This is a genomic window from Rhizobium sp. BK181, from assembly GCF_014193305.1.
GTDB lineage: Bacteria > Pseudomonadota > Alphaproteobacteria > Rhizobiales > Rhizobiaceae > Rhizobium.
Genome location: NZ_JACHZA010000001.1, coordinates 953,189 through 978,910, shown reverse-complemented (window position 1 = coordinate 978,910; position 25,722 = coordinate 953,189). Strand labels below are relative to the sequence as shown.

35 protein-coding genes, 1 tRNA gene and 1 riboswitch are annotated in these 25,722 nt (G+C 59.8%); of the genes, 15 read left to right on the top strand and 21 right to left on the bottom strand.

Features of this window, described 5'->3' with window-relative positions; all coding sequences use genetic code 11:
- Positions 1–15: 15 nt before the first annotated feature.
- Positions 16–1,011: an Hsp33 family molecular chaperone gene (locus FHT77_RS04975; RefSeq protein ID WP_183753037.1), complete on the top strand. Its 996-nt coding sequence runs from the start codon at positions 16–18 to the stop codon at positions 1,009–1,011.
- Here FHT77_RS04975 and apaG read toward each other — a convergent pair whose 3' ends face one another.
- Together apaG and FHT77_RS04965 are read right to left on the bottom strand one after the other, a co-directional pair.
- On the bottom strand, positions 1,012–1,404 hold the full coding sequence (apaG, locus tag FHT77_RS04970) for a Co2+/Mg2+ efflux protein ApaG (RefSeq protein WP_183753035.1): 393 nt from the start codon (positions 1,402–1,404) through the stop codon (positions 1,012–1,014).
- Between the two features lie 200 nt (positions 1,405–1,604).
- On the bottom strand, positions 1,605–2,789 hold the full coding sequence (locus tag FHT77_RS04965) for an O-succinylhomoserine sulfhydrylase (protein ID WP_183753033.1): 1,185 nt from the start codon (positions 2,787–2,789) through the stop codon (positions 1,605–1,607).
- A 45-nt stretch (positions 2,790–2,834) separates the two neighbouring features.
- A riboswitch (SAM riboswitch) is annotated at positions 2,835–2,913 on the bottom strand.
- 72 nt (positions 2,914–2,985) lie between these two features.
- Between FHT77_RS04965 and FHT77_RS04960 the strand changes: the two genes are divergently transcribed.
- Positions 2,986–4,080 (top strand): 2'-deoxycytidine 5'-triphosphate deaminase, encoded by a 1,095-nt coding sequence (locus tag FHT77_RS04960; RefSeq protein ID WP_183753030.1) that lies wholly within the window; start codon positions 2,986–2,988, stop codon positions 4,078–4,080.
- A 21-nt stretch (positions 4,081–4,101) separates the two neighbouring features.
- On the opposite strand, the gene FHT77_RS04955 is transcribed toward FHT77_RS04960, so the two are convergent.
- The 3 genes from FHT77_RS04955 to FHT77_RS04945 are packed head-to-tail and all read right to left on the bottom strand — an operon-like array spanning position 4,102 to position 8,987.
- Entirely contained in the window at positions 4,102–6,270 is a 2,169-nt protein-coding gene (locus FHT77_RS04955; protein ID WP_183753027.1) for a glycosyltransferase, read from the bottom strand.
- Positions 6,255–7,562, bottom strand: a complete 1,308-nt coding sequence (locus FHT77_RS04950; protein ID WP_183753025.1) for a hypothetical protein — start codon at positions 7,560–7,562, stop codon at positions 6,255–6,257. Before FHT77_RS04950 ends, FHT77_RS04955 begins: the two co-directional genes overlap by 16 nt.
- Before the next feature lie 39 nt (positions 7,563–7,601).
- Complete coding sequence (locus FHT77_RS04945; protein ID WP_183753023.1) at positions 7,602–8,987, bottom strand: HlyD family secretion protein; 1,386 nt, start codon at positions 8,985–8,987, stop codon at positions 7,602–7,604.
- 261 nt (positions 8,988–9,248) lie between these two features.
- Here FHT77_RS04945 and FHT77_RS04940 point away from each other — a divergent pair.
- Both FHT77_RS04940 and FHT77_RS04935 read left to right on the top strand, forming a co-directional pair.
- Positions 9,249–9,322 (top strand) — tRNA-Gly (locus tag FHT77_RS04940).
- A gap of 137 nt (positions 9,323–9,459) precedes the next feature.
- Positions 9,460–10,833: a DUF6538 domain-containing protein gene (locus FHT77_RS04935; protein WP_183753021.1), complete on the top strand. Its 1,374-nt coding sequence runs from the start codon at positions 9,460–9,462 to the stop codon at positions 10,831–10,833.
- On the opposite strand, the gene FHT77_RS04930 is transcribed toward FHT77_RS04935, so the two are convergent.
- The 16 genes from FHT77_RS04930 to FHT77_RS04855 all read right to left on the bottom strand — a co-directional run bounded on the left by FHT77_RS04930 (position 10,793) and on the right by FHT77_RS04855 (position 16,711).
- Positions 10,793–11,023 carry a hypothetical protein gene (locus FHT77_RS04930; protein WP_183753019.1) on the bottom strand — a complete coding sequence of 77 codons (231 nt, stop codon included), beginning with the start codon at positions 11,021–11,023 and terminating at the stop codon, positions 10,793–10,795. The two genes, FHT77_RS04935 and FHT77_RS04930, sit on opposite strands and share 41 nt — an antisense overlap.
- 40 nt (positions 11,024–11,063) lie before the next feature.
- Positions 11,064–11,357: a hypothetical protein gene (locus FHT77_RS04925; protein ID WP_183753017.1), complete on the bottom strand. Its 294-nt coding sequence runs from the start codon at positions 11,355–11,357 to the stop codon at positions 11,064–11,066.
- Entirely contained in the window at positions 11,354–11,923 is a 570-nt protein-coding gene (locus FHT77_RS04920) for a hypothetical protein (RefSeq protein WP_183753015.1), read from the bottom strand. The genes FHT77_RS04925 and FHT77_RS04920 overlap by 4 nt, the downstream gene beginning before the upstream one ends.
- Positions 11,920–12,336, bottom strand: coding sequence for a hypothetical protein (locus tag FHT77_RS04915; protein WP_183753013.1), 417 nt, complete (start codon positions 12,334–12,336; stop codon positions 11,920–11,922). The genes FHT77_RS04920 and FHT77_RS04915 overlap by 4 nt, the downstream gene beginning before the upstream one ends.
- Entirely contained in the window at positions 12,336–12,635 is a 300-nt protein-coding gene (locus FHT77_RS04910; protein WP_183753011.1) for a hypothetical protein, read from the bottom strand. The genes FHT77_RS04915 and FHT77_RS04910 overlap by 1 nt, the downstream gene beginning before the upstream one ends.
- Entirely contained in the window at positions 12,632–12,913 is a 282-nt protein-coding gene (locus tag FHT77_RS04905; RefSeq protein WP_246719659.1) for a hypothetical protein, read from the bottom strand. Before FHT77_RS04905 ends, FHT77_RS04910 begins: the two co-directional genes overlap by 4 nt.
- A gap of 73 nt (positions 12,914–12,986) precedes the next feature.
- Entirely contained in the window at positions 12,987–13,607 is a 621-nt protein-coding gene (locus FHT77_RS04900) for a hypothetical protein (protein WP_183753007.1), read from the bottom strand.
- Positions 13,604–14,146 (bottom strand): hypothetical protein, encoded by a 543-nt coding sequence (locus tag FHT77_RS04895; RefSeq protein ID WP_246719657.1) that lies wholly within the window; start codon positions 14,144–14,146, stop codon positions 13,604–13,606. The genes FHT77_RS04900 and FHT77_RS04895 overlap by 4 nt, the downstream gene beginning before the upstream one ends.
- A complete protein-coding gene (locus tag FHT77_RS04890; protein WP_183753005.1) occupies positions 14,146–14,391 on the bottom strand; it encodes a hypothetical protein in 246 nt (81 codons plus the stop codon). The genes FHT77_RS04895 and FHT77_RS04890 overlap by 1 nt, the downstream gene beginning before the upstream one ends.
- Positions 14,388–14,576, bottom strand: coding sequence for a hypothetical protein (locus FHT77_RS04885; RefSeq protein WP_183753002.1), 189 nt, complete (start codon positions 14,574–14,576; stop codon positions 14,388–14,390). Before FHT77_RS04885 ends, FHT77_RS04890 begins: the two co-directional genes overlap by 4 nt.
- Positions 14,569–14,811 carry a hypothetical protein gene (locus tag FHT77_RS04880; RefSeq protein WP_183753000.1) on the bottom strand — a complete coding sequence of 81 codons (243 nt, stop codon included), beginning with the start codon at positions 14,809–14,811 and terminating at the stop codon, positions 14,569–14,571. The genes FHT77_RS04885 and FHT77_RS04880 overlap by 8 nt, the downstream gene beginning before the upstream one ends.
- A complete protein-coding gene (locus FHT77_RS04875) occupies positions 14,801–15,151 on the bottom strand; it encodes a hypothetical protein (RefSeq protein ID WP_246719655.1) in 351 nt (116 codons plus the stop codon). Before FHT77_RS04875 ends, FHT77_RS04880 begins: the two co-directional genes overlap by 11 nt.
- A complete protein-coding gene (locus FHT77_RS04870; RefSeq protein WP_183752997.1) occupies positions 15,136–15,324 on the bottom strand; it encodes a hypothetical protein in 189 nt (62 codons plus the stop codon). Before FHT77_RS04870 ends, FHT77_RS04875 begins: the two co-directional genes overlap by 16 nt.
- Positions 15,321–15,494, bottom strand: coding sequence for a hypothetical protein (locus FHT77_RS04865; RefSeq protein ID WP_183752994.1), 174 nt, complete (start codon positions 15,492–15,494; stop codon positions 15,321–15,323). The genes FHT77_RS04870 and FHT77_RS04865 overlap by 4 nt, the downstream gene beginning before the upstream one ends.
- 72 nt (positions 15,495–15,566) lie before the next feature.
- A complete protein-coding gene (locus tag FHT77_RS04860) occupies positions 15,567–15,761 on the bottom strand; it encodes a hypothetical protein (RefSeq protein ID WP_183752992.1) in 195 nt (64 codons plus the stop codon).
- A 263-nt stretch (positions 15,762–16,024) separates the two neighbouring features.
- Positions 16,025–16,711: an XRE family transcriptional regulator gene (locus tag FHT77_RS04855; protein ID WP_183752990.1), complete on the bottom strand. Its 687-nt coding sequence runs from the start codon at positions 16,709–16,711 to the stop codon at positions 16,025–16,027.
- A gap of 97 nt (positions 16,712–16,808) precedes the next feature.
- Between FHT77_RS04855 and FHT77_RS04850 the strand changes: the two genes are divergently transcribed.
- From FHT77_RS04850 to FHT77_RS04800, 11 genes are all read left to right on the top strand, one after another.
- Positions 16,809–17,060, top strand: a complete 252-nt coding sequence (locus FHT77_RS04850) for a hypothetical protein (protein WP_183752988.1) — start codon at positions 16,809–16,811, stop codon at positions 17,058–17,060.
- A gap of 208 nt (positions 17,061–17,268) precedes the next feature.
- Positions 17,269–17,760 (top strand): phage regulatory CII family protein, encoded by a 492-nt coding sequence (locus FHT77_RS04845; protein ID WP_183752986.1) that lies wholly within the window; start codon positions 17,269–17,271, stop codon positions 17,758–17,760.
- Positions 17,761–17,762: 2 nt separating this feature from the next.
- Positions 17,763–17,987, top strand: coding sequence for a hypothetical protein (locus FHT77_RS04840; RefSeq protein ID WP_246719653.1), 225 nt, complete (start codon positions 17,763–17,765; stop codon positions 17,985–17,987).
- Complete coding sequence (locus FHT77_RS04835) at positions 17,987–19,336, top strand: SAM-dependent methyltransferase (RefSeq protein ID WP_183752982.1); 1,350 nt, start codon at positions 17,987–17,989, stop codon at positions 19,334–19,336. The genes FHT77_RS04840 and FHT77_RS04835 overlap by 1 nt, the downstream gene beginning before the upstream one ends.
- Before the next feature lie 5 nt (positions 19,337–19,341).
- Positions 19,342–19,632, top strand: a complete 291-nt coding sequence (locus tag FHT77_RS04830) for a hypothetical protein (protein WP_183753881.1) — start codon at positions 19,342–19,344, stop codon at positions 19,630–19,632.
- Positions 19,629–20,294, top strand: coding sequence for a hypothetical protein (locus FHT77_RS04825; RefSeq protein ID WP_183752980.1), 666 nt, complete (start codon positions 19,629–19,631; stop codon positions 20,292–20,294). Before FHT77_RS04830 ends, FHT77_RS04825 begins: the two co-directional genes overlap by 4 nt.
- Complete coding sequence (locus FHT77_RS04820; RefSeq protein WP_183752978.1) at positions 20,291–21,472, top strand: helix-turn-helix domain-containing protein; 1,182 nt, start codon at positions 20,291–20,293, stop codon at positions 21,470–21,472. The genes FHT77_RS04825 and FHT77_RS04820 overlap by 4 nt, the downstream gene beginning before the upstream one ends.
- Entirely contained in the window at positions 21,462–22,127 is a 666-nt protein-coding gene (locus FHT77_RS04815) for a transcription termination/antitermination protein NusG (RefSeq protein WP_246719651.1), read from the top strand. Before FHT77_RS04820 ends, FHT77_RS04815 begins: the two co-directional genes overlap by 11 nt.
- A 240-nt stretch (positions 22,128–22,367) precedes the next feature.
- Positions 22,368–22,904, top strand: a complete 537-nt coding sequence (locus tag FHT77_RS04810; RefSeq protein WP_183752974.1) for a phage tail protein — start codon at positions 22,368–22,370, stop codon at positions 22,902–22,904.
- Between the two features lie 174 nt (positions 22,905–23,078).
- Positions 23,079–23,708: a winged helix-turn-helix domain-containing protein gene (locus FHT77_RS04805; protein ID WP_183752972.1), complete on the top strand. Its 630-nt coding sequence runs from the start codon at positions 23,079–23,081 to the stop codon at positions 23,706–23,708.
- Positions 23,705–25,720 (top strand): phage terminase large subunit family protein, encoded by a 2,016-nt coding sequence (locus FHT77_RS04800; protein WP_183752970.1) that lies wholly within the window; start codon positions 23,705–23,707, stop codon positions 25,718–25,720. The genes FHT77_RS04805 and FHT77_RS04800 overlap by 4 nt, the downstream gene beginning before the upstream one ends.
- Positions 25,721–25,722 lie beyond the last annotated feature (2 nt).

Sequence of the window (25,722 nt, the reverse complement as noted above, 5' to 3'; positions counted from 1 at the left end):
GACTAGGAGAAGACCATGGCAGAACCTGCAGCCACCCTCGGCGAGTTCAATTTCGCCGGTGATGATCACGTCGTTCCTTTTCAGGTTGAGGGCCTGGATGTGCGCGGTCGCGCCGTCCAGCTCGGGCCGATGCTGGACGCGATCCTCGAGCGCCATCGCTATCCCGCGCCCGTCGCGCGGCTTCTTGCCGAAGTCGTCGTGCTGACGGTGCTGCTTGGCACGTCGCTGAAATTCGAAGGCAAGTTTACGGTCCAGACCAAGGGTGATGGCCCTGTGGACCTGCTTGTTTGCGATTTCTCGACGCCCGAGAATGTGCGCGCCTACGCCCGCTTCAACCAGGGCCTCCTCGACAAGGCGGTTGCTGCCGGCCAGGTCGAACCCGAACAGCTGCTCGGCAAGGGCATGCTGGCGTTCACAATCGATCAGGGCAAGTTCAGCCAACCTTATCAGGGCATCGTTGCGCTTGACGGGGCTACGCTTGAGGAAATTGCCGGCACATATTTCCGCCAGTCCGAGCAGATCCCGACGCGGGTGCGCCTTGCCGCCGCTGAACTCTTCGATCGCGACGAGGCCGGCAAGCCGCGCCATCGCTGGCGGGCAGGGGGGCTGGTCGCCCAGTTCCTGCCGGAAGCGCCGGAGCGCATGCGTCAGCCGGATCTTCACGGCGGTGACGGCGACACGGCAGGCCTTGCTCACAAGGAAGACGACGCCTGGATGGAAGCCCGTTCGCTCGTCGACACGATCGACGCCGACGAGTTGACCGATCCGCAGGTCGGCACTGAGCGGCTGCTCTATAGGCTGTTTCATGAGCGCGGCGTTCGCGTTTACGACGCGCGCGAGGTCTTCGATCGGTGCAGCTGTTCGCGTGAGAAGATCAAGGGCGTGCTGAAGGGCTTCTCGGCGGAAGAAATCGATGCCAGCCAGGAAGACGGCGCGATCTCGGTCACTTGCGAGTTTTGCTCGACGACCTATCGCTTCGAGGTCGAAGAGGTAGCCCAGGCGGCTGAATGATCAGTTCAGGACTCTGAGCAGTCCTGGCGAGTCCAGAGAGAAGGCGGGAATTTCGACATCGAAAAGCTCGCCTTCGTCCGTTTCCATCTGGTAGTGGCCAAACATCAGCCCTGATGGCGTATCGAGCGGGCAACCCGAGGAATACTCATAGGTATCGCCTGGAGCAAGCGTAGGCTGTTCGCCAACGACACCAGCACCCGTGACCTCGTCGACGATCCCGTTCTGGTCGGTGATGTTCCAGTAACGGTTCACCAGCCGCACGCTCTTGTCGGAATTGTTGCTGATGACGATCCTGTAGCCCCAGACATAGCGGTCGTCCTCCGGATCGGATTGCTCCTCCAGATAAAAAGGCTCGACGACGACTTCAATGTCTCGTGTAAGGGCGCGGTACATACCTACACCATAGTCAACATACGTTACCGGTATCTTATACAGCGACCGATCCGTCAATAAAACCGATAGTCGATCACGTCAGAAATGCCTGTAATGGCAAGAAGTTTCGCGTATTAAGTCCGGTTTTCGGCGGTCTTGCTTGCAATAAAGGGCGTATGGCCGTCGGCCGGATTCGCATCAATCCGGCCGATGCCGATCGATCAGGCGTTTACTTTTGCGAGAGCCTGGGCGAAATCCTCGATCAGGTCGTCCGTGTCCTCGATGCCTGCAGACAGACGAACGGTGCCGCCGGAAATGCCGAGTTCCGCCCGCGCTTCGTCCGTCAGGTTCTTGTGCGTCGTCGTCGCCGGGTGGGTGATCAGGCTCTTGGCATCGCCCAAGTTGTTGGATATCTTCACGATCTGCAAGGCGTTCTGCAAGGCGAAGGCCGCTTCCTTGCCGCCCTTCAGTTCGATGGCGACCAGTGTCGAGCCACCCTTCATCTGCTTGGCGACGATGTCGGCCTGCGGATGATCCTTGCGGCCTGGATAGATGACCTTGGCGACCTTCGGCTGCTCGGCCAGGAAGTCGGCGATCTTCGCCGCGTTTTTGGTCTGCTGCTTGACGCGAAGCGGCAACGTCTCGAGCCCCTTCAGCAGCGTCCATGCCGTGAATGGCGACATGGCAGGCCCGGTGTGTCGGTAATAGTCCTGGAGATGTTCGCTGACCCACTCCTTGTCGGAGAGGATCACGCCGCCGAGGCTGCGGCCCTGGCCGTCGATGTGCTTGGTGGCCGAATAGACGACGATATGGGCGCCGAGTTCAAGCGGCTTCTGGAAGATCGGGGTTGCAAAGACGTTGTCGACCACGACCTTGGCGCCGATCTGGTTGGCAAGCTTGGCAACGCCGGCGATATCGATCACTTCGAGCGTCGGGTTGGTCGGGCTTTCCAGGAAGAACACCTTGGTGGTCGGGCGGATCGCCTTTTCCCAGTTCTCGAGATAGCGGCCGTCAACAAGCGTGCATTCGATGCCGTATTTCGGCGCGAGTGTCTCGACGACCCACCGGCACGAACCGAAAAGTGCGCGGGCGGCAACGATGTGGTCGCCTGCCTTCAGCTGGCAGAGGATTGCTGCCGTGACGGCTGCCATGCCCGAAGCGGTAGCGCGGGCTTCCTCGGCGCCTTCGAGCGCGCACATGCGCTTCTCGAACATGTCGTTGGTGGGGCTGCCGTAGCGGGCGTAGATATAGCCCTCCGTCTCGCCCTTGAAGCGTGCTTCCGCCGCTTCCGCGCTGTCATAGACAAAGCCCTGCGTGAGGTAGATTGCTTCCGAGGTCTCGCCGTATTGCGAGCGCAGAGAGCCGTCGTGAACGAGTTGGGTTGCGGGGCGCCAAGTCTTGCTCATGAATCACCACTTTCAAACAACAAAAAAACCGGCCGCGAAAGCAGACCGGTTTTGCACCCGGTCCTTTTAGCCACTTGTTTAACGTGGCTGCAAGCCGACCGGCCAAATCACCACGGGATAAAAGTGCAATACTGCCGTTCTATGCTTGCGTCAATTCCTTGAGTTTGGTTTTGTCTCCACCGAATATGGATGGGGCATGATGGCTCGCGAAACAGGAATTTTGGCGGATCGCGCGATAGCTGCGCTCTTTGAGGCGGGAAGTCTCACCAGCGAGCGCGATTTGGACCACGACCAGATCCAGCCGGCAAGCCTCGATCTCAGGCTCGGCGCAAGGGCTTTTCGCGTTCGCGCGAGCTTCATGCCGGGCCCATCCCATCTTGTGTCCGACAAGCTCGATCGCCTCAGCCTCCACGTCGTCGACCTCTCTGAAGGTGCGGTTCTCGAGACGGGCTGCGTTTACATCGTTCCGTTGATGGAACGCCTCGACCTGCCGGCCGACATGTCGGCCTCGGCCAATCCGAAGAGTTCGACGGGACGGCTGGATATCTTCACGCGCGTCATCACCGACTACGCTCAGGAGTTCGACAAGATCCCGGCGGGTTATTCCGGTCCGCTCTATCTCGAAATCAGCCCGCGCACCTTCCCGATCGTCGTGCGCCGCGGTTCGCGCCTTTCGCAGATCCGTTTCCGCGTCGGTCATTCCGTGCTTGGCGAGGCAGAGCTTCTGGTGCTGCACGATGCCGAAACGCTGGTTGCCAGCAAGCAGCCGAACGTCTCGGGCGGCGCCATTGCCCTGTCGATCGATCTGGCTGGCGACAAGGGTGGCTTGATCGGTTACCGCGGAAAACATCACACGGCCGTCGTCGATGTCGACAAGAAGGCGCAGCACGACATCTATGACTTCTGGGAACCTCTCTATAGCCGTGGTCGCAATGAACTGATCCTGGATCCGGACGAGTTTTATATTCTCGTCTCGCGCGAAGCCATCCATGTGCCACCGCACTACGCGGCCGAGATGACCCCCTTCGATCCCCTGGTCGGCGAATTCCGCGTGCACTATGCGGGCTTCTTCGATCCGGGCTTTGGGCACGCCCCTGCCGGCGGCCGTGGCAGCCGCGCCGTGCTTGAGGTTCGCAGCCACGAGGTCCCGTTTATCCTCGAAGACGGCCAGATCGTCGGCCGTCTTGTCTACGAGCACATGCAGGAGCATCCGGAAAGCCTCTATGGTTCTGGCCTCGGCTCGAACTATCAGGCGCAGGGCCTGAAGCTCTCCAAGCACTTCCGCATCTGAGAACTCTGCCGGCGTGCGCCATTATTCGGCGAGAGGCGGGGCAACGTTCCTGCTGCCGATCTGGAGAAGCGGCGTTCGACGGCTGATAAAGGGTGGGCGGTAAAGCCTTCGTGAGCGCTGCGGTGTCCGCGCGGTGACGGTGCGGTGTTCCAGCTTGCTGACAAGGACCGAAGGGCGCGCGAACATACGTTTCCAGAGGCCTCTTCCTGCCGCAAGCGGGTAAGCGCGCCGCGGCATCACTTCCGGCATCTCGCTGAAGATCCGCTGCACCATCTTCTGGCGAACCTCTTCCGGCGTTTTCTTGATTTCCCAGGCATCCCGCCGGTCCCTGATGCCGACGATCGACACCGATACACCTGATCTCCCCCTGTCCATAGCGGTCACTTGGCCGGCGACATCGAAGTCGGCGAAAGGCGTAAAGATCAGAAGGTCTCCCAACCGCATGTCGGCGAAGGCGACCTCGTCCTGCATGGTCATCCTTGCCCTGTGAATCGATATTGTGTCGAAGGTGCAGGGGGCTGATTTGCCGCGGCTGGCGACATGCCCTTTGCGCTCGAGGGGAAACTCGATGTCATCAAGCGCCTCTCTTGGAAGCTCGATGCAGACGAGCAGTGACACGAAGGCATAAACCATCACGACTATGCCCCATGCAACGCTGAAGCCGTCGAGATCATTGTAGGTTCCGAGCAGCGGTCCGTTCAGCATCCCGACAAATGTCAGCACAATGACGCAGAGAAATGTCCCGGCAATCGGATAAATGACTTCGACCCGCCCGCGGTCCTCGCCCTTGGCCGTCACCTTGAACGGGCGGCCGAACGGATGCAGGAGCGCATGAAAGAGGGCGATGGTGATCGGCACGGCCGAAACCATTTGCGACACTTCGGTAAAGAGAGGCAGGCTGCGTCCGCCCGAGACCCATGCGTGGAACGCCCACATGCCGGCGACCATCGGCAGTGCGTAGAGGAAGAAAGCCTCGGGCTCCATGCGAATGGCCGGTAGGCCAAGGAAATAGTAGAGCAGCGGTGCCGCCATCAGCAGCAGGATGAACGGGCGGCAGAACCAGAAAAGCAGGCCGTGAAAGTAGTGCATCCGCTGCACGAAGCTGAAGCCCTTGCCAAGGAAGGGACCATCACGAAGGAGCGCTACCTGGATAGTGCCAAGGCACCAGCGGCAGCGCTGTGTAATGTAGCCGGAGAGGCTTTCGGCCGACAGGCCAACGCTCAGGCGCTCGTTCAGCCAGCGTGTCTTCAGCCCCTTCTGCAGCAGCCGATAGGTCAGGTGAATATCCTCGGTCACCGTTTCCTGCGGCATGCCGCCGATCATCGCCAAGGCGTCCCGGCGGACCACGCACGACGTTCCGACACAGAAAGCGGCCCCCCAGCCATCCTTCGACGGCTGCATGACATCGAAGAAAATACGCTGGTCATCTACCCAGGCTTTCGAGGCCAGAAGATTGTGCTGGACAGGATCGGCGTTGTAATAAAACTGCGGGGTCTGGATGAGGCCGACGTCCGTGTTGATGAACTGGCCTACCGTACGGTTCAGAATTGCACGCTGTGGTGCGAAATCCGCATCGAGGATCAGAATGAAGGGCGCGTTGGTTTCCTTCGCCGTCTGCCGTATCGCATTGTTGATATTGCCGCCCTTGGCGCCGGCATTGTCCTCGCGCCCGAGATACCGGACGCCGACCTCGGCGCAATAATCCCGCAGCCAGTCTCGCCGTCCGTCGTCTAGCACCCATACCGTGAAGTTGCTGTAGTCGATCGCCTTAGCGGCAAGGATCGTTCGTTCCAGGATCGATAGTTCTTCGTTGTAGGTGCAGATGAAAACGTCCACGGCAGGCTGTCGAGCAAGTCTTGCCAGCAGTGCCTCGCTGGCGTCGGCCGCGCCGTGATGATCGGTTCGTCGAAAAAAGAAAACGATCGACAAGACCGTGTAGAAGATGACGACTAGTTCGAAGGACAAATAGATCCTGGGCCAGATCGCGTAGGCGCTCCATTCGAAGTCCGGCAAGGTCTTGGTGAGGCGAAAATACAGGTAGTTCGACAGCATCACGACGAGGATCGAACCGAAGATAATCCGGTCGGCGCTGCGGCGGCTATCGAGAAGCCAACTGCATCCCAGTATCAGCGCAATGGCCAGCGCCGAAAACAGCATCGAATCGGACAGCGTGACTACTTCTGGGGACATGGGGACTCCTTGCCATCGGACGCCTGGCCCGCGCTGCCAACGAAGGGGTTGAGATCGAGCGCTGCAAGCACGGCCCAGCCTGTGGCGCCGACATGCGGCAAACGGTAATACTTGAAGTCGCCGGGCGCAGAGTTCGGCCCGACCTGGAGACCCGTGGACAGCTGCTCGTTGACCGTCGCGTAGATCAGGTTGCCGGGGGACCGTTGAGCTTCGATCGTCTTGAACAATGGCTCCGCCTTCGCCGGTTGGCCGGTAAGGCGAAGCACGAGGGCTGCCTGTGCCGTTCCTTCGAGCCAGATCCCGTCGCGGTCGCTGTTGAAGTCGAAGCCTCCGTCGACGCCGTGATGGATTTCTGTCCACTCGATCACGCGGCTGGCCTTGCCCTTGAAATCGGGAACCGCAATCAGCGGCCAAAGCTCCGCGTCGAGGCCGGACATCTCGATGTTCGGAGCGTTGCTGTCAGGCACGCTGCCGATAAAGAACCGCCCTTCACCCTCGTTCCACATGGCTTTGAGGAACTGCAGAGCGCGGTCGCCCTGGTGCGGCCAATCCCCGCCTTCGTCCAGTTGTGCAAGCCAGCGGTCCGCCGCGTAGACGTCGAGATTATGCTCGGTCGATTTCCACGTCATCCGCTCAGGCGTTGGCTCGTGGCCGAAGTAGCCACCGAAGTATCCTGCGTTCCGGGGGTCTGCCGTGCTTCGGTGGATCCAATCCATGATTTTGCGGGCAGCGTCTAGATAGGCCGGCTGCTCTGTTTCCTCAAAGGCCATCAGCAGCGCCAGCGCGCCCCACGCGGTGCTGCCCGTTGCCGAGCCCACCTGGTAACCGTCCTCGATCCAGGAGTTGCTGGTGGTATTCCAGTAACCTGGCAGCAGCATCCCTTCCTTGCCTGGGGTGACCGGCCCCGAACGATATGCGTTGCGAAGACGTCCGTCGTGGTAGTGACGATCGGTTTCCAGCGCGAGCACGAGCGCATCGGCAACCCGGCGCGCTTCCTTCTTCCGCTGACAGCCGTAGAGGGCCATCAGAGCGACCGCATTGTCGTAGGTGAATCCCGTATTCTCTAGAGCCGGGTGTAGCGCGGAGCCACCATTCGCGGGCTCGAAGCTGCGAAAGATGAAAGGCTGTTCCGGCTCGCCGCTCATCTGCGCGGCCAAGCCGTCACAAAGCGAGCAAGCCAATTGCCTGCGCTGTTCGTCATCCGCCTTCGCCAAAGAGGCGAAAAGCACAATGCCCGCTAGAATGAACGCAAGCACCGGCAAGGTTTGTATCGACCAATTCGCACGCTTCATTCCTGCCTCGCAATACAACGGTTGAGATCGGCGTGGTGTTTATGGGGCTGCGGTCTGAGCGCTTGCGGCGCGTGGACGGACGGTCTTGTCGAGCAGTGCCGAGGCGGAGAGGATATTGCCGGAGGAAAAGATCGTATTGATCGCCAAGCTTGAATACCGGGCGACCCGCGAGATCATCGTTTCCCCGAGTGAAACGATGACATCTTCGCCGACGTGGCATCCGAAGAATTTGTCATTGCTCCGCTGTGCCGTCGTCGCCTCGTCCGCGGCCGGCTCATCCATCTTGACCAGTACGTAGACTTCGTGGCCCTCGGCTTCCGGGAATTTTGCAAAGTACCGGTTCTCGGGGCCTGAGTTGAAGTACCGAACGATCTTGTAGATGTGGGCGTTTCGCTTGACCCCCAGACTGCGGAAATTGACTATCGCCGGCATCCCGATCTCAAGCGAGGTCACGTCGCGGCTTCGATAGACGGCGGCAGCAAAAGCATCATTGCAATCCAGCGATTTGGCGACCGGTTGTCCCTGCATGACGAAATCACCGAAGGACGCATCCACGCTGACAATCTGGCCGTGTCGCTCCGCCACCACCTCTGCGGCACCGGTCTTGCCGAGGCGTCCCTCTTCACGTCCAATGAGGTTTTCGACCTGTTGCTTACGCTCTGCCATCTGATTGATTTCGATGGTGTCTTCGGCGATATCGCCGGAGAGCTTCGACCGCTGCATCTCAAGCGTCAAAAGGTTGGCGGCAACTGTGCCCCCGGTGTAGATATCGCGGCTGACAAGTGATTGGACGATCTCGTTGCGGCGCAGTTCGCCCCTCGCGGCGTCGAGTTCATATTGCGCAGCATTGCGCTTCTGGCGCTGCGGCTCGATACTCGCGTCGGAGACGAGGCCCCTTTTCAGGAGCACCAGTTGCCTCTGCAGCAACGCATCCTGTTCGCTGAGGCGCGCCTCGTATGTCTGGACGTTGGATTTCGCATTGTCGATCACCGCGGATAGCTCGCTGAGCACACCGTCCTTGACGCTGGCAATCTGGGCTTTGACCTTCTCCAACTGCTCGTTGCGTTCGGCAACCACGCTCGTCGTATTGTTGAGCTTCTCCGCCAGGTCGAGTTTCTCGAGCCGCAGTCCCGTCAGTGACGTTTGGTCCTGATTGGGATTGGAAACCGTTGCCATCACGTCGCCGAGATTGACGACCTGCCCGACCTGCAGCGCAATCTTGTCGACCCTGCCATAGATTGGCGAAGCAATCATTTGTACGGGAGCGTTGACGACGGCGCGCGTAGAGACGATAAAAAACTGATTGGGGATCATCGCCATCGCGATGATGAAGACAAGCATAAAGGCAAATGAGTAGCCCAGTATGCGAGATATCAAAAGTATCCTGTGATCACGATGATCAAGGCTAGCAGTTGCGTCCTTCATTTTCTTCAATCCTGACGTTGTCACGATCTCGATGAACTGAAGGGCGTTTCCAAAGTTATTTTGTTTTGTTCCTGCCGGCGCTTATAACATTGGGGTTAGTCTTGGTAAAATGACATTTCCTTATTAAAAGGAGGTAGTGACCGGGAGTTGCGTTAAAGTCGCAGCGGTGGGCCGAGGCCGCAATCCACTACCGCAACTTCTTGCCGGCTCGATTTTGGCGGCTTGACAGACACCGCCATCTGTAGAAAGTCTCGCTCTAACGCGGGTGTAGCTCAATGGTAGAGCAGCAGCTTCCCAAGCTGAATACGAGGGTTCGATTCCCTTCACCCGCTCCACTTTAGTGGCCTCTATTTCGCGCTAGTCGATTGAAAAGATTATCAAAATTTAACAGTTTAATTTTGTATCTTGCCAGAATTCAAGTTTCTGTGCCACAAAGTGGGCCCCAAAGTGAGCCACATGGCAGTTAAGGCGCATGGCACATCGCCGTCAAAGCGGAAAGCAGAAGGACCCGAACCGCTATCTCACGGAGCGCGGAGGCGTCTTCTATTACAAGCGAAGAATACCGACGCCGCTCGTCGATCTCGACGGACGCGGGCAGCATGTCCGGATCTCGCTGCAGACCAGCGACCTCGCTCAAGCGCGGGCAGCGCGCGACATTTATGAGGGAGCGGACGACGAGTACTGGGCGTCATTGACGCTCGGGGTCGAGGCGAATGGAGCCAAGTCGGCGTACATGTCCGCCGTCAAGCGGGCGCAGGCCATGGGCTTCTTCTATCGACCGGCTGGCGAGGTCGCGAAGGAAGATATCGGCTCGATCCTTCAGCGTATTGAAGCGGTCATGAGCCCGCAGTCGCCGGCGACTGCCATCAAGGCGGCGCTCGGTGGCGTTGCGCAGCCCTCTGTCTCCATCAGCCAGGCGTTCGAGACCTATAAGGACGAAATCGTGCCGCACGAGCTGGCGGGGAAAAGCAAGGGGCAGCGCGTCCGCTGGACGAACGGCAAGCAGCTCGCGGTCGACTACTTCGTCGAGATCGTCGGCGACATTGAGATGGACAAGATCTCGCGCGACGATGCCCGGAAGTTCTACGATCACTGGATGAAGCGGATTGCTCCGAAGGAGGGGCCGGCAACCCACACGCCGTCTCACGGCAATCGCTTGATCGGCAATCTCCGCGTTCTCTACCGGTCATATTTCACTCATCTCGGTGAGATCGACCGTCGGAACCCGTTCGAGAAAATGAGCTACAAGGAGCGCGGCAAGAAGAAAAGAAAGCGCCCGTCCTTCCCGATCGACTGGATAAGGGACGTAATTTTCCAGTCGAAGAAGCTCGCCAATCTCAATGACGAGGCTCGCGGCGTGGTCCTGGTGGTGGCTCAGCTCGGTGCTCGGCCGAGCGAGATATGCAATCTGCCGCCCGAGATGATCGTGCTCAACCATCCCGTCCCGCATCTGAAAATAGAGCCGCGTGACGATCCGGAAGATCCGCGCGAGATCAAGACCGAGTCTTCGATCCGCGTCGTGCCGCTCGTCGGTATCGCGCTCGATGTCATGAAGAAGCACCCCAACGGCTTCCCCCGCTACAAGGACAAGGAAAGCAACCTATCGGCAGCGCTCAATAAGTTCTTCCGGGAGAACGAGTTGTTCCCAACACCGAAGCATACCGTCTATTCGTTCCGGCATAGCTTCGAGGACATGATGAAGGAGGCGAGGGTGGATTCCGAGCTGCGCCGCATCCTGATGGGGCACTCGATCGACCGCCCGGAATACGGAGAGGGCGGTTCGTTGGTTCTACGGCAGGCGGAACTTAAGAAGATCGAGCTGCCGTACGATCCTTCGATCGTCTGACGCGCGCGTAGATCCTCGACATCTTGTCATCGGTATCGTGCATCGCTTCAAGTTCGCTTTCAAGCCGCTCATAGATCGGCAGGTAGGCGCGACCCTCAGCGCCAGATGCGACCATGATCTGCGCAAGCCTGTCTAGGCTTCGCTCAATTCGGTCGATCGTAACAGGCTTCGATGCTGAAGCGGCGCTCATCGTATCGTTCTCCAGAGAGCCTCGATGATTTCCTTCGCCGTCATTCCCCAAGCTCCCTCGAAACGGGCGGTGGGGTCTGCGTCTCAAGCTGATAGAGCGCGAAGAACGGCATTTCGTGCTCTTCGGGCTCGAACTCTGTTTCTCGAGTTTCGTCATAGTATGCGTCGAAACCCCTTAAGCACGCCTCGTGCCAAGCGTTCGATTGGAAGTCGCCATCCATGATGCCGCTCTGTCGATCGTAGCGAGCGCCTATCAAGATACGGTGTCCGCACCACACGCATACGTGTGCCTTCCTAGCGGTGACACGCTTGCTGCCAAGGCCTACGAAGCTCATTCCGCACCTCCGATCTCTACGGGCGCCGGGGGGTGAGGCTCGTCGCTTTCAGGTAGGATAGATGCGATGAACGCGTCTGTTGCGGTCGCTTTGGGCGGTCGCTCAGTTATGCCGAACAGCTTGGCTCTGAGGCGAAGGATGCGGACATACTTGCTTCCGCTATCGATCTCCAACGTATGCGCCTCCCACCACTCCACCGGCTTGCGGTGTCTGCCGAGGATGACGACCTCTTTGAGCTGATCGCAACGGAACGCGCGGCAATGCCGGCATAGCTGCCCGCTATTGCGATATTTCTCGCGTCCCCACAGATGATTGCATTCGCCCTGCTTCGTGAATTTGGCGAAAGCGGCGGCTTCTGCCTCCTCGATCGTCGGGCCTTCCCCACGGATAAAGCCGCCGGCGCTCGATACGTTCTTGTCGGGGAAAGCCTCAAAGAATGCCGTGGTGTAGGGGTTCTTTCCGAGAACGACGCCGCTGCCGCCCCATTGCACAAAAGTATCCCCCGGCCAGTCATGGCGTGGCTTGTAATCCTTATCTTTCCAGGCGTGTTGCGAAGCGATCTTCATCCCTCCACCTCCGAAGCACTGAGGGCGGCTCGTATCTCGCGGATGCGGTCAGACGCCTTGGCCCGCCATTCGCTACCGTGTTCTAGAGCAAGACCGATCAGCCAGTGCATGACTTCTGCCTGCTCATCCTCGGCCTTGCGCTTGATGTCCTGTCCGCCTTCACGAAGAGCGTGTGCGATTGGCCCGGTGGTCCACATCATCATGGAAAGGATCTCGCGTAGATCGTCCGTCAGGTCAGCAGGGTACCCCCGCACAAGCTGAACGGGAGGCTGACGAGCCGCTATCATCAGATCGTGGCAACCGTTGATGATTGTCGTGCGATCCTCCTGGCTGACGATTGAAGAGGTGCCGTCAGAGTGGCGGTTGCCTGCCAGCCTTGAGAGTGCTTGGATCAGCATATGGCGATCTGCCATCAGTGAAGCCCTCCATCAACGACTATGGTTTTCGAATTTGGGCGGCCCGCCGCTACCAGCTGCGCAACCTGACGCGAAAGCTCCTTTTCGACGAGCTGTCGCATCTGCTTGCGAGAGCGTTGATCTCCGATCGCGGCAAGTGTTTCCGCGAGGTTGGCAACGAGTGCGCCGATTGCCGCGTTGAGCATTGGCGGATCAAAGTGGTTGGCTTCTTCCTGCATCACCTTCGCTACGGCTTGGGACAGGATCTCGGTTTGCCGAGCACGTTCGGCTCGGTAGGTGCTTTCCGACATGCTCATCTGGAGACCCGGCCTTCCGTGCGCTGGCGCGATTTCCACTTCGCGTACTCGATGAAGGACATGCTGCTGTCGTAGTCGAGCCAGTCCTGATAGGTTTGCTTGGCACGTGAAAGCTTTGGCGGCGGTGGGCTTTGCTCGACTACAGCAGCCTTGCCGGCGTCGGTAACCCAAAAGACGTGATCGCCGCCGCTTAGCGGATGATCTTTCCGCACCCGCATGAAGCCCGCCTTGACTAGCGCCATGCAATCACCGTGGTCCTTGCTATCTTCTCCGGTCACAAAGTGGTTCCGAAAGAAGGTGCCTCGGCCATATTGATCGAGGCCCAGCGAGTGCTGCAGAATGCGAAGCTGCTTAGCGTCCATCGTGGGTACCCCGCGCAGCGACCAGCTGTTCATATCGCGCCAAAAATGTTTTGGCGGCAACTTCTGGCTCCCATGGGATGATCTCCCAGTCATATGGCTGGGCGTATTCGTCGATGCCCCATCTCTCGCCTTTCCACGGCAAAAGATCTCTGCGCTCGGTAGCGAGCATCCGCAGGTCGGCCCGCTTAATCTCCACGGGGTCGGTGATGGTTACTCCGAACTTTTCGAGAATCGCGGCCTCGCAGTTCTTCTCAATCTGCTTGAAGGACGGATTCAAGGATTTCAAAGGGGCGCTCATGTCCCCACACACGGATTCCCCAACCTCATGCATGAGCGCTTCAAGAGCGAGCTCGGGGGCGACAGACCAACTCATCCGAACGCAGTGTTCGGCCACTGAGTAGAACACCCGCTTCTGCAGGATACGACTGTAGCATTGGCCGGCGCATCGACCCTCGAAGGCGAGGCCAAAGGCGATGTCCTCGATCGTGATGGAGGAGCTTCTGGGATCTTGAAAATCGAAATACGTGCCAGAGCCCAGGAGGATTGTGGGGCCGATTGCGCGGCGGATTGTGCTGTTCCGCATTTGCTCAATAGTTGCATCGTCAGTCATGCGCTAACTTTCATCCATGCTTTGAAATCGGACCGTAGCGCCTTCCAGCGCGCGGCGGCGTTCTCGTCTTCGTTCAGCTCGCCCATAGAGGAGATGGCGAGAATGGATCGGACGCGCGTCTTCACGCGCTCGGTGTCGGCAGGGTCCTCAAGCTGGTGGCGCTCGATGAGGAACCGACGGAAGGCGCGGTCGGTCTGGCACTTCATCGCGCACTCGGCCGCGAAGTTCTTTTCGGCGGCCTCGCGCTCTCGGCGCTCGATGTCGCGTGGATCTTCTGGCGGAATGACGCTGCGCAGCTTCTCGGCTGCGCGCTTCAGCATCGCCAGCAAGAATGTGATGTCCTCGTGCGCATGCATCAGGAAGTCGCGATCGGTGTAGCCGCAGTCGCCGAGAAGTTTGACGATCGGCGCTGGCGGGGTCCGCCGGATGATCACAGCAAACAATTCAACGCCGCCACTGCCGAGCTGCCAATCTGTGCTCGCCTCTTCGTGGCGCCGCCGGATCTGCGCCAGGCGTTCTTTTTCCTCTGGCGTTGCCATCAGCGGGCCATCCTCAGTTGGTCGGCTTGGCCCAACTCGACGAGATCGAGCAGTTGATCGCCGAATCCTTCCGCTACGGCGTAGGCTTCCGCGTGAGTTGGCGCGTGAGTGTTGATGGTCGCTGCAAGGAGCGAGCAAATTGCCGGAAGAGCATCCGAGACTTCAACGCCCCTCAATACCGCAATGATGGCGTCTGCGACCTCGCCTTGATATTCCGTGAGGACGCGTTGAAAACCTTCGCTCACGTTCTCGCCTCCTTCAGCGCTGCGGCATACATGGCCGTCCATGGCATGGTGAAGTCGACATAGGCGATGCCGCCATGATCACCGGCGACGACACGTCGGTTGACCGTGATCGTCTTGACGACAAACGGCCGATCAAGGGTCTGCTGGCGAAGGTCGCGAGCTTTCAGCTTTTTCATCTTACGCATCGGCAACAGCCTTGAGTTGCGGGGTCAGTGGCGGGAAGCCGAGGTGCTCGTTAACGGCGAGAACAATCATATCGGCGATCGCGCTGACCTGATCGTCTGGCATTTCGCGATGCATATCGACAACGACGATGCCGCGTCCGGTTGCGTCAACGATGGTGCCAACGTTGTCGCGTTCGTGCCGCAGCGGCAGGGCAACCCGCGTAAACACGGCAGTAGAAAGGGCTTTAGCCTGCATTGGCGTTCTCCATCCTCTCGATCGTTTCCTTGAGCGTCCGGCGGAGCGGCAGATCCGAATTGCGGCAGCCGAGCGCGTCGATTACGCAGATCATCGCGTGGGCGAGGCCGATCATTGTCTCGTCGGTGAGGCCTTCGAAGCCGGACGTGCCACAGAGATTGTCGACAGCGAGATCGATGTTAGCGCTCGCCACGTGCTCCAGCGCTTGCGCAACTTTGCGGCGGCGAATGCGGCCCATCTCAATCTCGATTTCCTCAGCGATGCTTGGGCTGAAATCGTTTGAGACGGGGCGCAGCTTCGGAGGGAATGACAGGATCTCGGCCATCAGAAATCCCTCCATGGTGCGCGATCCCACGTGCTGTCGACACGTAGCGTGTCGAGACGGCGGCGCTCAGCGCGGCGCCGATACACCTTTGCGATCCTGTCGATGGTGCACATCGCGACGCCATAGAGCGCGCCACCGGCAAGCGTGGACCCGAGGGACAAAAGAACGAGGAATACCTGGTCATTCATCGCGTCGCCTGCAGGATGATTGCGTATGGCAAAACCGCAACGATGACGGCCAGCAGCGCGAACTCCGCACGACGCTGGCTCGTCACCGGCATCCGCGTCACGCGCAGGTAAAGCGATCCCGGTTCCGGCAGCGCCAATGCTGCCGGACGAACTGTCCGAATTGTCTGCATGAGAGGAGCCCTTTCTTCCGTTTGGGCATCCGCTCCGTTCCTGGTCGGAGCGGGAGCCAAAACCGGAAGGTTTCAGCGGACCCGGCGCACCGAGAGACGGGAATGGATCTGGGCGGCCTGCTTGCTGTAGCTGTCGATCTGCTCGTTGGTGTAGCCGAGGTCCTGAAAGTCCTTGCGGGTCATGCCTTCGCCGCGCTCAAGGGCCAGATCTGCCATTTCGTGTGCGATGCTGCGGGCGACGGCTGCGGGGTAGGTCTGTGTCTGCACTTTGCTCTCCTTCGCCTCCCGGTTTCGCCGCTGCTCCGGGAGGAGGAGAGAGCAGCGGCGCGCCCCCGTAGGCGGTCCGGGTCTTGGGAGGAGGAATAGAGCCGGACAGAGCGGACAATAATGCGGACAAATGCCCGCTGTCAACGATCTGTGCGGCTATTTAACCGCATTGCTGCGGATGTACCTGAAAAATAGAGGCAAAAACTGAAAGAGCGGCGAAGTGATTCGCCGCTCTTTTGTGTCCGTCAACAGGATTGGTGAGGCTAGACGCCGTAGAGTTCGTTTACCGACAGAACCTTGTGAATCGCCACGATTGTCGAGCGCGGAATTTCTATCTCGGCGCTGGGGTTGTGCTTGCGAATGGTCACCATCTCGGGCGCGCGCTTGCTGAAAATGCCGATCGTCGCTTCCATTGCCTCGCTGTCGCCCAACTGCACCTGAATGACGACGGCGTCGCCGAAGCGCGGCGGCTTATCCGGGTGCACGTAGATAAGATCGCCAGGTTGAAACTGCGGTTCCATCGAGGTTCCCTCGACGTAGAGGGAATAAACATTACGAGCGTTTATCAACGTATGCGGGCGCCTCACGTAGTCTACCGGCTCGGAAGACAGCTGAAATGCACCTCTGAGGTGAGACCCGGCCGCCGTTCCCATGACCGGCACATCTTTCGCCATTTCCATCGGAAGAGGCAAGTGGGCAGATGCGGGGCGCACATCGGTTTTCAGCGCGGGGGCAATATTGATGGCGCTGGCGTCGGTGGACTCACCCAGCAAAACCGTCATCGGGACGCCAAGGCCATCCGAGATCTTCTTCAACGTTTGACCGCGCGGGGAAGCGCCGCCGCGCTCAAATAGCTTGCGAAAATAGCTCCGCTCCAAGTTGCTCTTGAGGGACGCGGCTTCCCACGTAAGCCCTTGCTCGGCAATGAGATCTTTGAGGATGTCTGTCACAGATTTCTCCATGTGCGGATTATCAGCCGCAGTACGAACATTGGAAAGCGGTTATTTGATCTTGACAGATGCGGCCATTTGACCGCATTTTGCCACCATGACCTTAAGAGAGCAACTTATCACTATTGCCGATGCCTACGCCGAAGCCTCTGGTTTCGGTCGCAAGCGCCTGTCGACGATCGTTTTCAACCGGGGCGCCAAGCTCGACGACATTGTCGACGGCGGCGATCTCGCCACCGGCACGTTCGAGCGTGCTCTCCAATGGTTTTCCGACAACTGGCCCGAAAGCGTTGCTTGGCCAGATGTTGGCCCTCTGCGCCGTCCCGAGCCTGTGAAGGAGGCGGCATGAAATCCCGTTGTTCCCAGTGCGGCCACCGAGGCCGCGCCACCTCGCGCCGGATTGCACGACTTCCGCTTTCCGGCGCGCTTTCTCTTCGAAGTTTCGTTCAGTCATGCGGACCTCCGTGAGCTGCTGACGGACTGAAACTCACATTTTCGATCAATTCCCACCACGGGAAAAACCGCTCGGAATTCCCGGCGCGGGAAAGGACTTTGTCATGTCTACGGATGCCTGGTTTCATCGTGTCAAAGCAGCGCAGCGGGATCTCATCAAGCTGGTAGGCGGCATCGACCGCGCTTCGGAGATCTCCTCGGTCTCGGCCAGCCATATCGGCCGGATGAACAATCCGCGTGACACGGATTTGATGACGATCTCCGTCGTCTACGCGCTGGAAAACGAATGTGGCGTCCCGGTCGTCACGCAGGCGATGGCGGAGCTGAGCGGCAGGCGCCTTTCGGACCCCGATGCGGAGCAAAAGGCAAACGTCAATGTTCTGACCTCCTACTCCGAGCTGATGCAGAAGGCGGCTTCGCTGATGGCGGCGAGCGCTACAGCCATGGCGGACGGCATCGTCACGCCGGCTGAGGCTCACTCGATGGATCGCGAGGCGTCTGCGATCGAGCGAGGACTGTCGCAGTTCCGTCAGTCGCTCGCAGTCATCAAGGCGACCGGCGGCGCCAAGACAGAGCTGAAAGTGGTCGGGGAATGATCATGGAACCAGGGCTCTGCAGCGCTGGTCGCCGCCTCCTCTACCGCGTAAGGCTCTACGCCCGGCAGAACCGCCGGGCGTATCCGCTTTCATTGGCTTGTGATTTGCGCGGCGCCGGCCCGGCCGTCGATGGTGGCTACCTCGCGCGCCTCAACGACGACCCTCACTTCGTCACCATCACCGAGAAAGGCGAAGCCTACCTCGACCTTGTCATGAGGTGCGAGTAATGAAGCTCAGTGACAAGGCGAACGAAATGCTTCGCAAGGCCGTTGCTGATGGCGTCATCGATTGCCCTGAAGAACGCGATGTCGCGTCTGCCCGACGCCTGAATGGCCGACAATTGCTCTCGCGAGATCCTAAGGTCGGCACGCGCTTCTATCCAACCGAAAAGACGCGGGAATATGTCGCTTTGCTAGACGAGTTCGACGAACCCGAGGCTGCGGTTGAAGCTCATGCTAACGCCGTCATCTCGATCGTGAATGCCGATGCATCCGGCCTCGTTCAGGTGGTGGATCGGGCGCGCACGCTTCTCGACGAGGGCGACGCGGTGGCGGCCCGCATTCTCGCGTCCGGCGCCTACGACCAGGCAAAGGCCGGCGCGCAATTCGCCGCGCGGGTCGGTGCCAAGGATCGCCTTGTGCAAAAGGCGCGGCGCCTGCAGGCCGAAGCGTTGCTGATCGAGGCTCGCGCCAAGATCCTGCTCGCGCAAGAATGGGATCGCGCCGTCGCCGATGGCAAGACGTTGAAGGGTCGTCCGAAAAGCGTTCCAGACGAGAACGCTTTCACTGCCGAGGAGGCTGGGCTCACCCGCAAGGAGATCCACGAGGCGCGCAGGCTGGCTGAGGCTGAGCGGAAGGCGCCGGGTCTCGTTGAGCGCGCAATTCAGGCACGTGTCGACGCGGGGCTTGAGCCGTCGCGTGCCAACCTCAAGGCAGCGGTAGGTACCGCGACCGCGACAAAGGAAGAGCGCGGCCACAACCTGTACGAAACTCCACCCGAGGCGATGCATACGCTGCTCGCGCTCGAAGCCTTTACCGCGACGGTGTGGGAGCCATCATGTGGCAAGGGCGCGATTGCCCGTATGCTCGAAGCGGCAAGCTACGGGGTCGTGCTCTCCGACCTCGTCGACTACGGCACGGCAGACAGCTTCGGGGAGGTGCAGAGGCAGGTCGACTTCCTCACAACGGAAGGCGATCCGGAAGGTGCCAGCAGTTTCGACATTGTCACCAATCCGCCCTATGGGCAGGTGCTGAATAGCTACGTGGCGCACGCGCTGCGCATCCATAAGCCGCGCAAGATGGCGTTGCTGCTGAACCTCAACTTCGTCTGCGGTTTCGATGACGAAGACCGCAACTTCGCAATGGACGACAATCCGCCGGCGCGCATCTACGTCTTCACCCGCCGCCTGCCGATGATGCACCGCGATGGCTGGGACGGCCCGGAAGCCAGCAGCCGCATGAACACGGCGTGGTTCGTGTGGGAGCTGCAGGAGGACGGAACCTACGGCAACCAGCATCCGGATCTCGTACGCGTCGACTGGAAGAAATTCCAGCCGGCGGAAAGCGAGGTCTCGTGAACGCCATGCTTCCTCTTCTGGATATCCTCGCGGACATGTCGACGGATTCGGAGCGGGCAGATTGGCTGCGGCGAGTCCCTGACGGGGTGGTTTTCCGCGACCATATGGACATTCGCAAGCTGCTGCAGGCCGTCGGCTTCGACGCTGGCATCAACTTCCTCGATGCACGGCTTGCTGCCGTGAACTCTGTGCGCACGCCGGACGGGGCGATGCCACAAACGCGCATTCTCGCGCTGAACCTCACCTTAATTGATCTGAACATAGCGGCGCGGGCGGGCGCCACGGGGGCTGAATGACTGGGAATTCCTTGAGGGTTTTGATCGGCTGCGAGACATCGGGGCGCATGCGGCGCGCCTTTGCCGAGCTGGGGCACGATGTCTGGTCGTGCGATCTTTTGCCATCGGTGGACGGCAGCAACCGACATATCATCGGTGACGTCCGTGATCTGCTCGCGGAGGGCTGGGACCTGTTGGCAGTGATGCATCCGCCGTGCACGCGTCTCTGCAACTCTGGTGTCCGCTGGCTTACAAAGCCGCCGACAGGCAAGACGCTGGAGCAGATGTGGTCGGATCTCGATGACGGTGCTGCTCTTTTCTCGGATTGCTGGAATGCTCCGATCGAGCGTATCGCCATCGAAAACCCGGTCATGCATCGCCATGCGAAGGAACGCATCCGAAATTATCAACCGCCGGCGCAAACAGTTCAGCCGTGGTGGTTTGGCGATAAAGCGCTGAAGGCAACTAGCTTCTATCTCAAGGGCCTTCCAAAGCTGGTACCAACCAACAAGCTGACGCCTCCGGCGGTCGGAACAGACGAGCGCAACCGGTGGGCGCGGGTGCACCGCGCCCCGCCATCCGTCGATCGCTGGAAGCTTCGTTCGGAGACCTATCCGGGCATCGCCGCAGCGGCGGCAGCACAGTGGGGCGGCTACGCCCTACAGGAGGCGGCGGCAGCATGAGCCACGAAGCCACCATGTGGGCGGTCAAGGTACGCGGCATCAGCTGCGCCGAGGCGCGGGTGCTGTGGCATCTGGCCGACTGCCACAACCCGATCTTCGGCTGCTATCCCAAGCAGGACTATTTGGCCGACGCCTGCGAGATCGACGAGCGCTCGGTGCGCCGCTGCCTGGCTGCGCTTCGCGACAAGGGCCTCGTCAACTGGATCGAGCAGCGCGAGGGAAAGAACCGCAAGGCGAACCGCTACAGCCTCGGTTTCGAGAACGGATTCCGTGCGTTTTCCCCTGCCGAGAAGGCGGAAAATCAAGCGGACAATTTGTCCGGTTCATCCGAGGCGACAACCGGACAGGAAGAGCAGTTTGAACCGGACAATTCTGACGGTTTGAACCGGACTCCTGAGTCCTCAATAGAACCTGTAAGGGAACCAGTAATAGAACCCGTAACTGAGAGGGAGCGCGCGAGCGAGGCTTCTTCTCAGGAAAGCCCGAAAGCGATCGAGCGGAAGTTCAAGCTCTGGTACCCGACCTATCCGGGCTATCAGCACACAAGCGAGGATGCGGCTCGCAAGCAGTGGTTCGCACTGACCGACGAGGATCGGGCAGAATGCATCGCTCGCACTCCCGCCTTCATCGCGGCCGGCAAGGCGGCCAAGGCAAACTTCGTCTATCCCAGCGTCTACCTCCGGGAGCGTGGTTGGCTGAAGATGGACGATCCGAAGTCGGAGTTCGCTCCACCGTCGGTGCATAATCCGTTCAGCCGCCCATGGATGGCGCTGCGCCTGGCAGAACTGTCGAAGCCGATGACGACGGTCGGTTGGCCGACGCTGACGGCATTCCAGAAAATGCAGATGCGGGACGCAGACGCTGCTCGCCTCGTCGATCGCGAGCGCAAGGCGCGCTACGGCTGGCCGAAGGTCACCGACATGCATTCCAGGGCAGAGCGTGCGGTCGGCATGACGGTGCCTGGACCGCTGCTCGGGATCTCCGAGCAGTTCAAGGCGGTGCATCGTGACAGTGATCTGGCGCGTCGGTGGCAGGCTCTGCACGAGCGCATGGGATGGCCGTGGCTGCCGTCTACAGGTCTCGAATGGCTCTATCTTCCGGCTGGTGAGCCGGAAACGGCAATGACGGATTTTCAGGCGAAACTTAACGAGGGCAAGGGCGATGATAATGCAGCGTAAGATCACAATGGCCGAGAAGGTCGACATGAACCGCCTGATGCCGGCGCTCGATCAGATCGTCAGCCTCCGTAGAATCAACGCGACGATGCTCTCTATGGCTTCGAAGGCCAATGTCGAGCGAATCACGGCTTCAGAACAGGTAAAGGCGCACTGGTATTGCCTTCGCGTGATGACCGGTCGCGAGTTCGCTGTGGAAAAACTTCTTGCTGATGCGGATGTCGAGAGCCTCGTGGTCAGCACCAACGCCTATAAGACGGTCAAGCGTGGACGGGTTCGCATCGTCCCGGAGCGGCCCGTAATTGTCGGTTATGTCCTCGTCCGGTGTGTCCCAACGGCCGCTGCCATGACAGGATTGCTCTCGGTGAAGGACGTTATCGAGGTGGTTGGCGGGGCAGAAACTCCATGGCGGGCCGATGCCGAATCCATCGCTCGTTTCAAGGCGATGGCATTGCAGGGCAAATACGACCACAAGACAAAGCCGAAGGTAGATTTTCTGCCTGAGGAGATTGTTCGCATCAGCGATGGACCGTTCGCCTCCTTCGAGGCGCGGGTGATGTCGATCGATGTCGAGCGCTGCCGTGTGAAGGTCGAGGTCGAGCTTTTCGGTCGGAAAAATCCGATGGAGTTGGATCTTGCGCAGCTGGAAAAAATCTGACTACAAATTGCCTCGGACGATCTGAGATCCCAGCGTGGGCCCAATCAGTCGATGGCTCGACCATCGGCGAATGAAGCGAAATCTTCAGGGTTGCTTACCGGTCAGACCCCGCCTTGACTGCCTCGACGAGGCGCGGTTCTGGGCAAGTGCTACTGCTATGAGATAGGCGGCCTTCGGGTCGCCTTTTTTGCTTAAAGGATAGCCGCTGACTTTCAGCGGCCTTTCTCCGGGAGCCAGCACGTGACAGCAGAGCTTCGTTTCGACGCAAGCGAAATCCTCAACCTGTCACGTGCAATCCGGGCTCTGCCCGAGGGCATCAAGACCAAGGCGCTGGCGAGCGCCATGCGCCGAATGCGCGAGATGGCTCGAACCCGCATAGTCAAGCGCTCGGCAGAACATACGAGACTGCCGCAAGGCGTGGTTCGAAAGGCGACGACGGCGCGGTTCAATGCCGGTGGCAATACGCAGGACGTCATCGTCAAATCCGGATGGGTGCCGCTTTACAAGCTCGGAGCAACCCAAACCTCACGCGGTGTCAGAGTTCGGGCGCGAGGCTCATATGCCGGCGCATTCCTCGCTGAGATGGACAGTGGACACAGGGCAGTGGCGATGAGGGTCTCGGACAAACGTCTGCCAATACGTGAGCTATTCGGCCCCAACCCAGCGCATGCCATCACGAACAATCCGGACGTCTACCTCGACGTATTGGCCGAGATCATACAGGAGCACCTTGCTCCTCGCGTGCTCCACGAAATCGATCGCCTCCTTCCCCAGTAAACGGTCGGGCAGGCCAGTCGACCCCTTTGGGGCCCGCCGACCCCAACCCCCCCTAACGGGTCCTCCCTCGGGGCTGCCCCCATACGGGCCGGGACGACCCCGAAATTTCGCTAGTCACGGCGGACGGAAAACTGACCTGACTCACCTGACTCAAAGGCTGACGACCTGACTCCGATGGCAACCGACGCACAACAGAACCTCCTTTCGGTCGATGGCGGTGTTTGGATCACGGTGGCCGAGCTCGCTCGCCGCAAGGGTGTTAGCAAGCAGACAGCCGCTGAGAAAGTTAACCGTCTTGAGGACGAGGGTCGGATTACCACTCGTCGAGATGGAAGGCGGCGCCTGGTCGAGCTGGCTACTTATGACCGAGCGATCGGTGCGGTGGGTGACGCAGCCAAAGAGATCGGCGCAGAAACGAAACGCGACGATAGCAGCTCGGAAGTGAATTCAGGCCTTCGCGATGCTCAGACAGAGCGCGCGAAGTACGATGCTCAGCTGAAGGCGCTGGATCTCGCGGAGCGCCAAGGTCAGCTGGTCGCGCTACGCGGCGAGCACGGTCTTGAAACGGCGCTAGTGCGCGTGACCGAAGCATTGCTGCGGGATCTCGGCGCGCCGCTGAACTGGGTTTCTGAAATTATCGAAGCGTCGCGGGAAGGGGAACCGGCCCTGCGCCGGCTTCTCAGAAACAAGGTTCGCGAACAGCGAACATCCATGGCGCAAACGCTGGCAAAGCTCGCAGGTGAGGCGGCTGAGGCAGAGAAAGCCGGTCTGCAAGTTGATTTCATGTTTGGGGAAGGCGCGTGAGAGTTACGCTGAAACGGTCTGCGTTGGCGGTTATTGCCGCAGCCCTCTCGGCAGCGATCATGCCAACCGAACAGGCAACGGCAGTCGACTATGCCCGCTCGAACATGGTCGTGCCAGATGGCCCAAAAGCGGGTGAATTGTGGGACGACAGCCTGACGCCGTACATCGTCGAACCTCTCCAGTTCACGATGACGGAAAGTGGCGTCAACGAGATCGCCGTTCGGAAGTCGGCGCAGACCGGCTTCACGACGCTTCTCCTCGCGGCAGCCGCCTACCACATCGGGCAAGATCCTTGCCGCATGATGATTGTGCAGCCGACGACCGGCGCTCTCTCGGAGTTCAACCGAGAGAAGCTTACGGTCATGCTGCAGACGTCGCCGCAGCTTAGAAAGCTCGTGCGAGAACAGACAAGCCGCAGCGGTGAAGGTTCGACCGCGCAGGCGAAACGCTTTCCGGGCGGATCGCTCAAGCTCGCGATCGCCAGCTCGGCTGCCGACCTTCGTTCATCGACAATCAAGAAAGCGTTTCTCGACGAGGTCAACGAGTATCCGGACGACCTCGACGGGCAGGGCGATCCCATCGGGATGGTCAAGGCACGCCAGACGTCGTTCCTGATGTCGGGCGAATGGCTGCGGGTCTACATCTCGACGCCCACCATCAAGGGCGCGTCGAAGATCGACGATTACTTCGAGGCCGGAGACCAGCGCTACTGGCAGATGCCGTGCCCTGGCTGCGGGGAGCGTTTCAAGTTTGTCTTTGACCGGATACATTTCCGGTTCAATGACGCGTTCCCTTACGAGCCTCATTACGTCACGCCTTGCTGCGGTTCGATCATCGAGCCACATGAAAAAGTCGGCCTGATGAAGAAGGGTCGCTGGGTCGCGGAAAGCCCGCGACCAGGCGCGTATCCTTCCTATCATTTCGATGCTTTGTCGTCGCCATTCGTGCCGTGGCACGAGATCGCTGCAGAGTTCTGCCAGTGCAAGGACGATCCACACAAACTCAAGACCTTCTACAATCTGATCCTCGGCCTGCCCTACGACATGAAGGGCGACGCGCCGGACCACGTCAGACTGATGGAACGCCGTGATCCTGAACTTCTGCGCGGCCGCATCCCTGCGCTCGGGTTAGTCTTTGTGGGTGCCGCCGACGTCCAGCTGAACGGCATCTATTACGTCTTCAAGGCCTTCGGACCTGATCGCCAGTCCTGGCGTGTCGACGCAGGGTTTATCGAGGGCGCCACGGATGATCCACATGCCGGCGCGTTCTTGAAGCTCGAGGAGCTCCGCACCAAGCAGTGGCCGGATGCCTTCGGCCGCCATCGTTCCGTCGACGCGTTTGGCATCGACTCCGGATACCGTTCCCACGTGGTCTACACCTGGGCGCGGGGCAAGGCAGCAACCTTTGCGCTGAAGGGGCTAGATGGGTGGCAGCGGCCGGCGATCGGTCAACCGTCGCCAGTCGAAATCAACTTCAACGGCCAACGCATTCGCAACGGTGTCATGGTCTGGGGTGTGGGCACCTGGTCTTTGAAGGGCGCGTTTTACGCCAACCTTCACAAGGTTGGCCGCGCGGCTGGGAAGGACTTCGATCCGCCCGGATACTGCCATTTCGGCGGCTGGATGGATGAGGTCTATTTCCGTCAGATCACGTCGGAGTATCTGGGCGTCGACAAGAAGAGAAAGTTCAAGGGTCTTGCTCGCCGTGTCTGGACGGTCCGCAACGGGGAGCAGAACCACTTTCTCGATTGCGAGGTCTATGGTGATGCTCTCGGCGATTATCTGGGTATCTCCCGGATGATGCCCGATGAGTGGCGGCAGTTGGCTTCGATGCGCGGGTTGCCTGATGCTGTGATCGATCCTGACCTATTTGCGCCGGCGCCGCTGGTCGTCGCGCAACAGGCGGCGATGCAGAACACGCCGCAGCCGGTCGAAATTTCGACCCAGCCGACCTCAGATGAAGAGGGCGGCTGGTACTCCTCCGATGATACCTCCTCCTTCTGGGATCGCTGAAT

What these genes read in the sequence shown, in the direction of transcription:
- FHT77_RS04975 (WP_183753037.1), top strand. Translation starts at nt 16, where the DNA reads ATGGCAGAACCTGCAGCCACCCTCGGCGAGTTCAATTTCGCCGGTGAT.
- apaG (WP_183753035.1), bottom strand. Translation starts at nt 1,404, where the DNA reads ATGTACCGCGCCCTTACACGAGACATTGAAGTCGTCGTCGAGCCTTTT.
- FHT77_RS04965 (WP_183753033.1), bottom strand. Translation starts at nt 2,789, where the DNA reads ATGAGCAAGACTTGGCGCCCCGCAACCCAACTCGTTCACGACGGCTCT.
- FHT77_RS04960 (WP_183753030.1), top strand. Translation starts at nt 2,986, where the DNA reads ATGATGGCTCGCGAAACAGGAATTTTGGCGGATCGCGCGATAGCTGCG.
- FHT77_RS04955 (WP_183753027.1), bottom strand. Translation starts at nt 6,270, where the DNA reads ATGTCCCCAGAAGTAGTCACGCTGTCCGATTCGATGCTGTTTTCGGCG.
- FHT77_RS04950 (WP_183753025.1), bottom strand. Translation starts at nt 7,562, where the DNA reads ATGAAGCGTGCGAATTGGTCGATACAAACCTTGCCGGTGCTTGCGTTC.
- FHT77_RS04945 (WP_183753023.1), bottom strand. Translation starts at nt 8,987, where the DNA reads ATGAAGGACGCAACTGCTAGCCTTGATCATCGTGATCACAGGATACTT.
- FHT77_RS04935 (WP_183753021.1), top strand. Translation starts at nt 9,460, where the DNA reads ATGGCACATCGCCGTCAAAGCGGAAAGCAGAAGGACCCGAACCGCTAT.
- FHT77_RS04930 (WP_183753019.1), bottom strand. Translation starts at nt 11,023, where the DNA reads ATGAGCGCCGCTTCAGCATCGAAGCCTGTTACGATCGACCGAATTGAG.
- FHT77_RS04925 (WP_183753017.1), bottom strand. Translation starts at nt 11,357, where the DNA reads ATGAGCTTCGTAGGCCTTGGCAGCAAGCGTGTCACCGCTAGGAAGGCA.
- FHT77_RS04920 (WP_183753015.1), bottom strand. Translation starts at nt 11,923, where the DNA reads ATGAAGATCGCTTCGCAACACGCCTGGAAAGATAAGGATTACAAGCCA.
- FHT77_RS04915 (WP_183753013.1), bottom strand. Translation starts at nt 12,336, where the DNA reads ATGGCAGATCGCCATATGCTGATCCAAGCACTCTCAAGGCTGGCAGGC.
- FHT77_RS04910 (WP_183753011.1), bottom strand. Translation starts at nt 12,635, where the DNA reads ATGAGCATGTCGGAAAGCACCTACCGAGCCGAACGTGCTCGGCAAACC.
- FHT77_RS04900 (WP_183753007.1), bottom strand. Translation starts at nt 13,607, where the DNA reads ATGACTGACGATGCAACTATTGAGCAAATGCGGAACAGCACAATCCGC.
- FHT77_RS04895 (WP_246719657.1), bottom strand. Translation starts at nt 14,146, where the DNA reads ATGGCAACGCCAGAGGAAAAAGAACGCCTGGCGCAGATCCGGCGGCGC.
- FHT77_RS04885 (WP_183753002.1), bottom strand. Translation starts at nt 14,576, where the DNA reads ATGCGTAAGATGAAAAAGCTGAAAGCTCGCGACCTTCGCCAGCAGACC.
- FHT77_RS04880 (WP_183753000.1), bottom strand. Translation starts at nt 14,811, where the DNA reads ATGCAGGCTAAAGCCCTTTCTACTGCCGTGTTTACGCGGGTTGCCCTG.
- FHT77_RS04875 (WP_246719655.1), bottom strand. Translation starts at nt 15,151, where the DNA reads ATGGAGGGATTTCTGATGGCCGAGATCCTGTCATTCCCTCCGAAGCTG.
- FHT77_RS04870 (WP_183752997.1), bottom strand. Translation starts at nt 15,324, where the DNA reads ATGAATGACCAGGTATTCCTCGTTCTTTTGTCCCTCGGGTCCACGCTT.
- FHT77_RS04865 (WP_183752994.1), bottom strand. Translation starts at nt 15,494, where the DNA reads ATGCAGACAATTCGGACAGTTCGTCCGGCAGCATTGGCGCTGCCGGAA.
- FHT77_RS04850 (WP_183752988.1), top strand. Translation starts at nt 16,809, where the DNA reads ATGACCTTAAGAGAGCAACTTATCACTATTGCCGATGCCTACGCCGAA.
- FHT77_RS04845 (WP_183752986.1), top strand. Translation starts at nt 17,269, where the DNA reads ATGTCTACGGATGCCTGGTTTCATCGTGTCAAAGCAGCGCAGCGGGAT.
- FHT77_RS04840 (WP_246719653.1), top strand. Translation starts at nt 17,763, where the DNA reads ATGGAACCAGGGCTCTGCAGCGCTGGTCGCCGCCTCCTCTACCGCGTA.
- FHT77_RS04835 (WP_183752982.1), top strand. Translation starts at nt 17,987, where the DNA reads ATGAAGCTCAGTGACAAGGCGAACGAAATGCTTCGCAAGGCCGTTGCT.
- FHT77_RS04830 (WP_183753881.1), top strand. Translation starts at nt 19,342, where the DNA reads ATGCTTCCTCTTCTGGATATCCTCGCGGACATGTCGACGGATTCGGAG.
- FHT77_RS04825 (WP_183752980.1), top strand. Translation starts at nt 19,629, where the DNA reads ATGACTGGGAATTCCTTGAGGGTTTTGATCGGCTGCGAGACATCGGGG.
- FHT77_RS04820 (WP_183752978.1), top strand. Translation starts at nt 20,291, where the DNA reads ATGAGCCACGAAGCCACCATGTGGGCGGTCAAGGTACGCGGCATCAGC.
- FHT77_RS04815 (WP_246719651.1), top strand. Translation starts at nt 21,462, where the DNA reads ATGCAGCGTAAGATCACAATGGCCGAGAAGGTCGACATGAACCGCCTG.
- FHT77_RS04805 (WP_183752972.1), top strand. Translation starts at nt 23,079, where the DNA reads ATGGCAACCGACGCACAACAGAACCTCCTTTCGGTCGATGGCGGTGTT.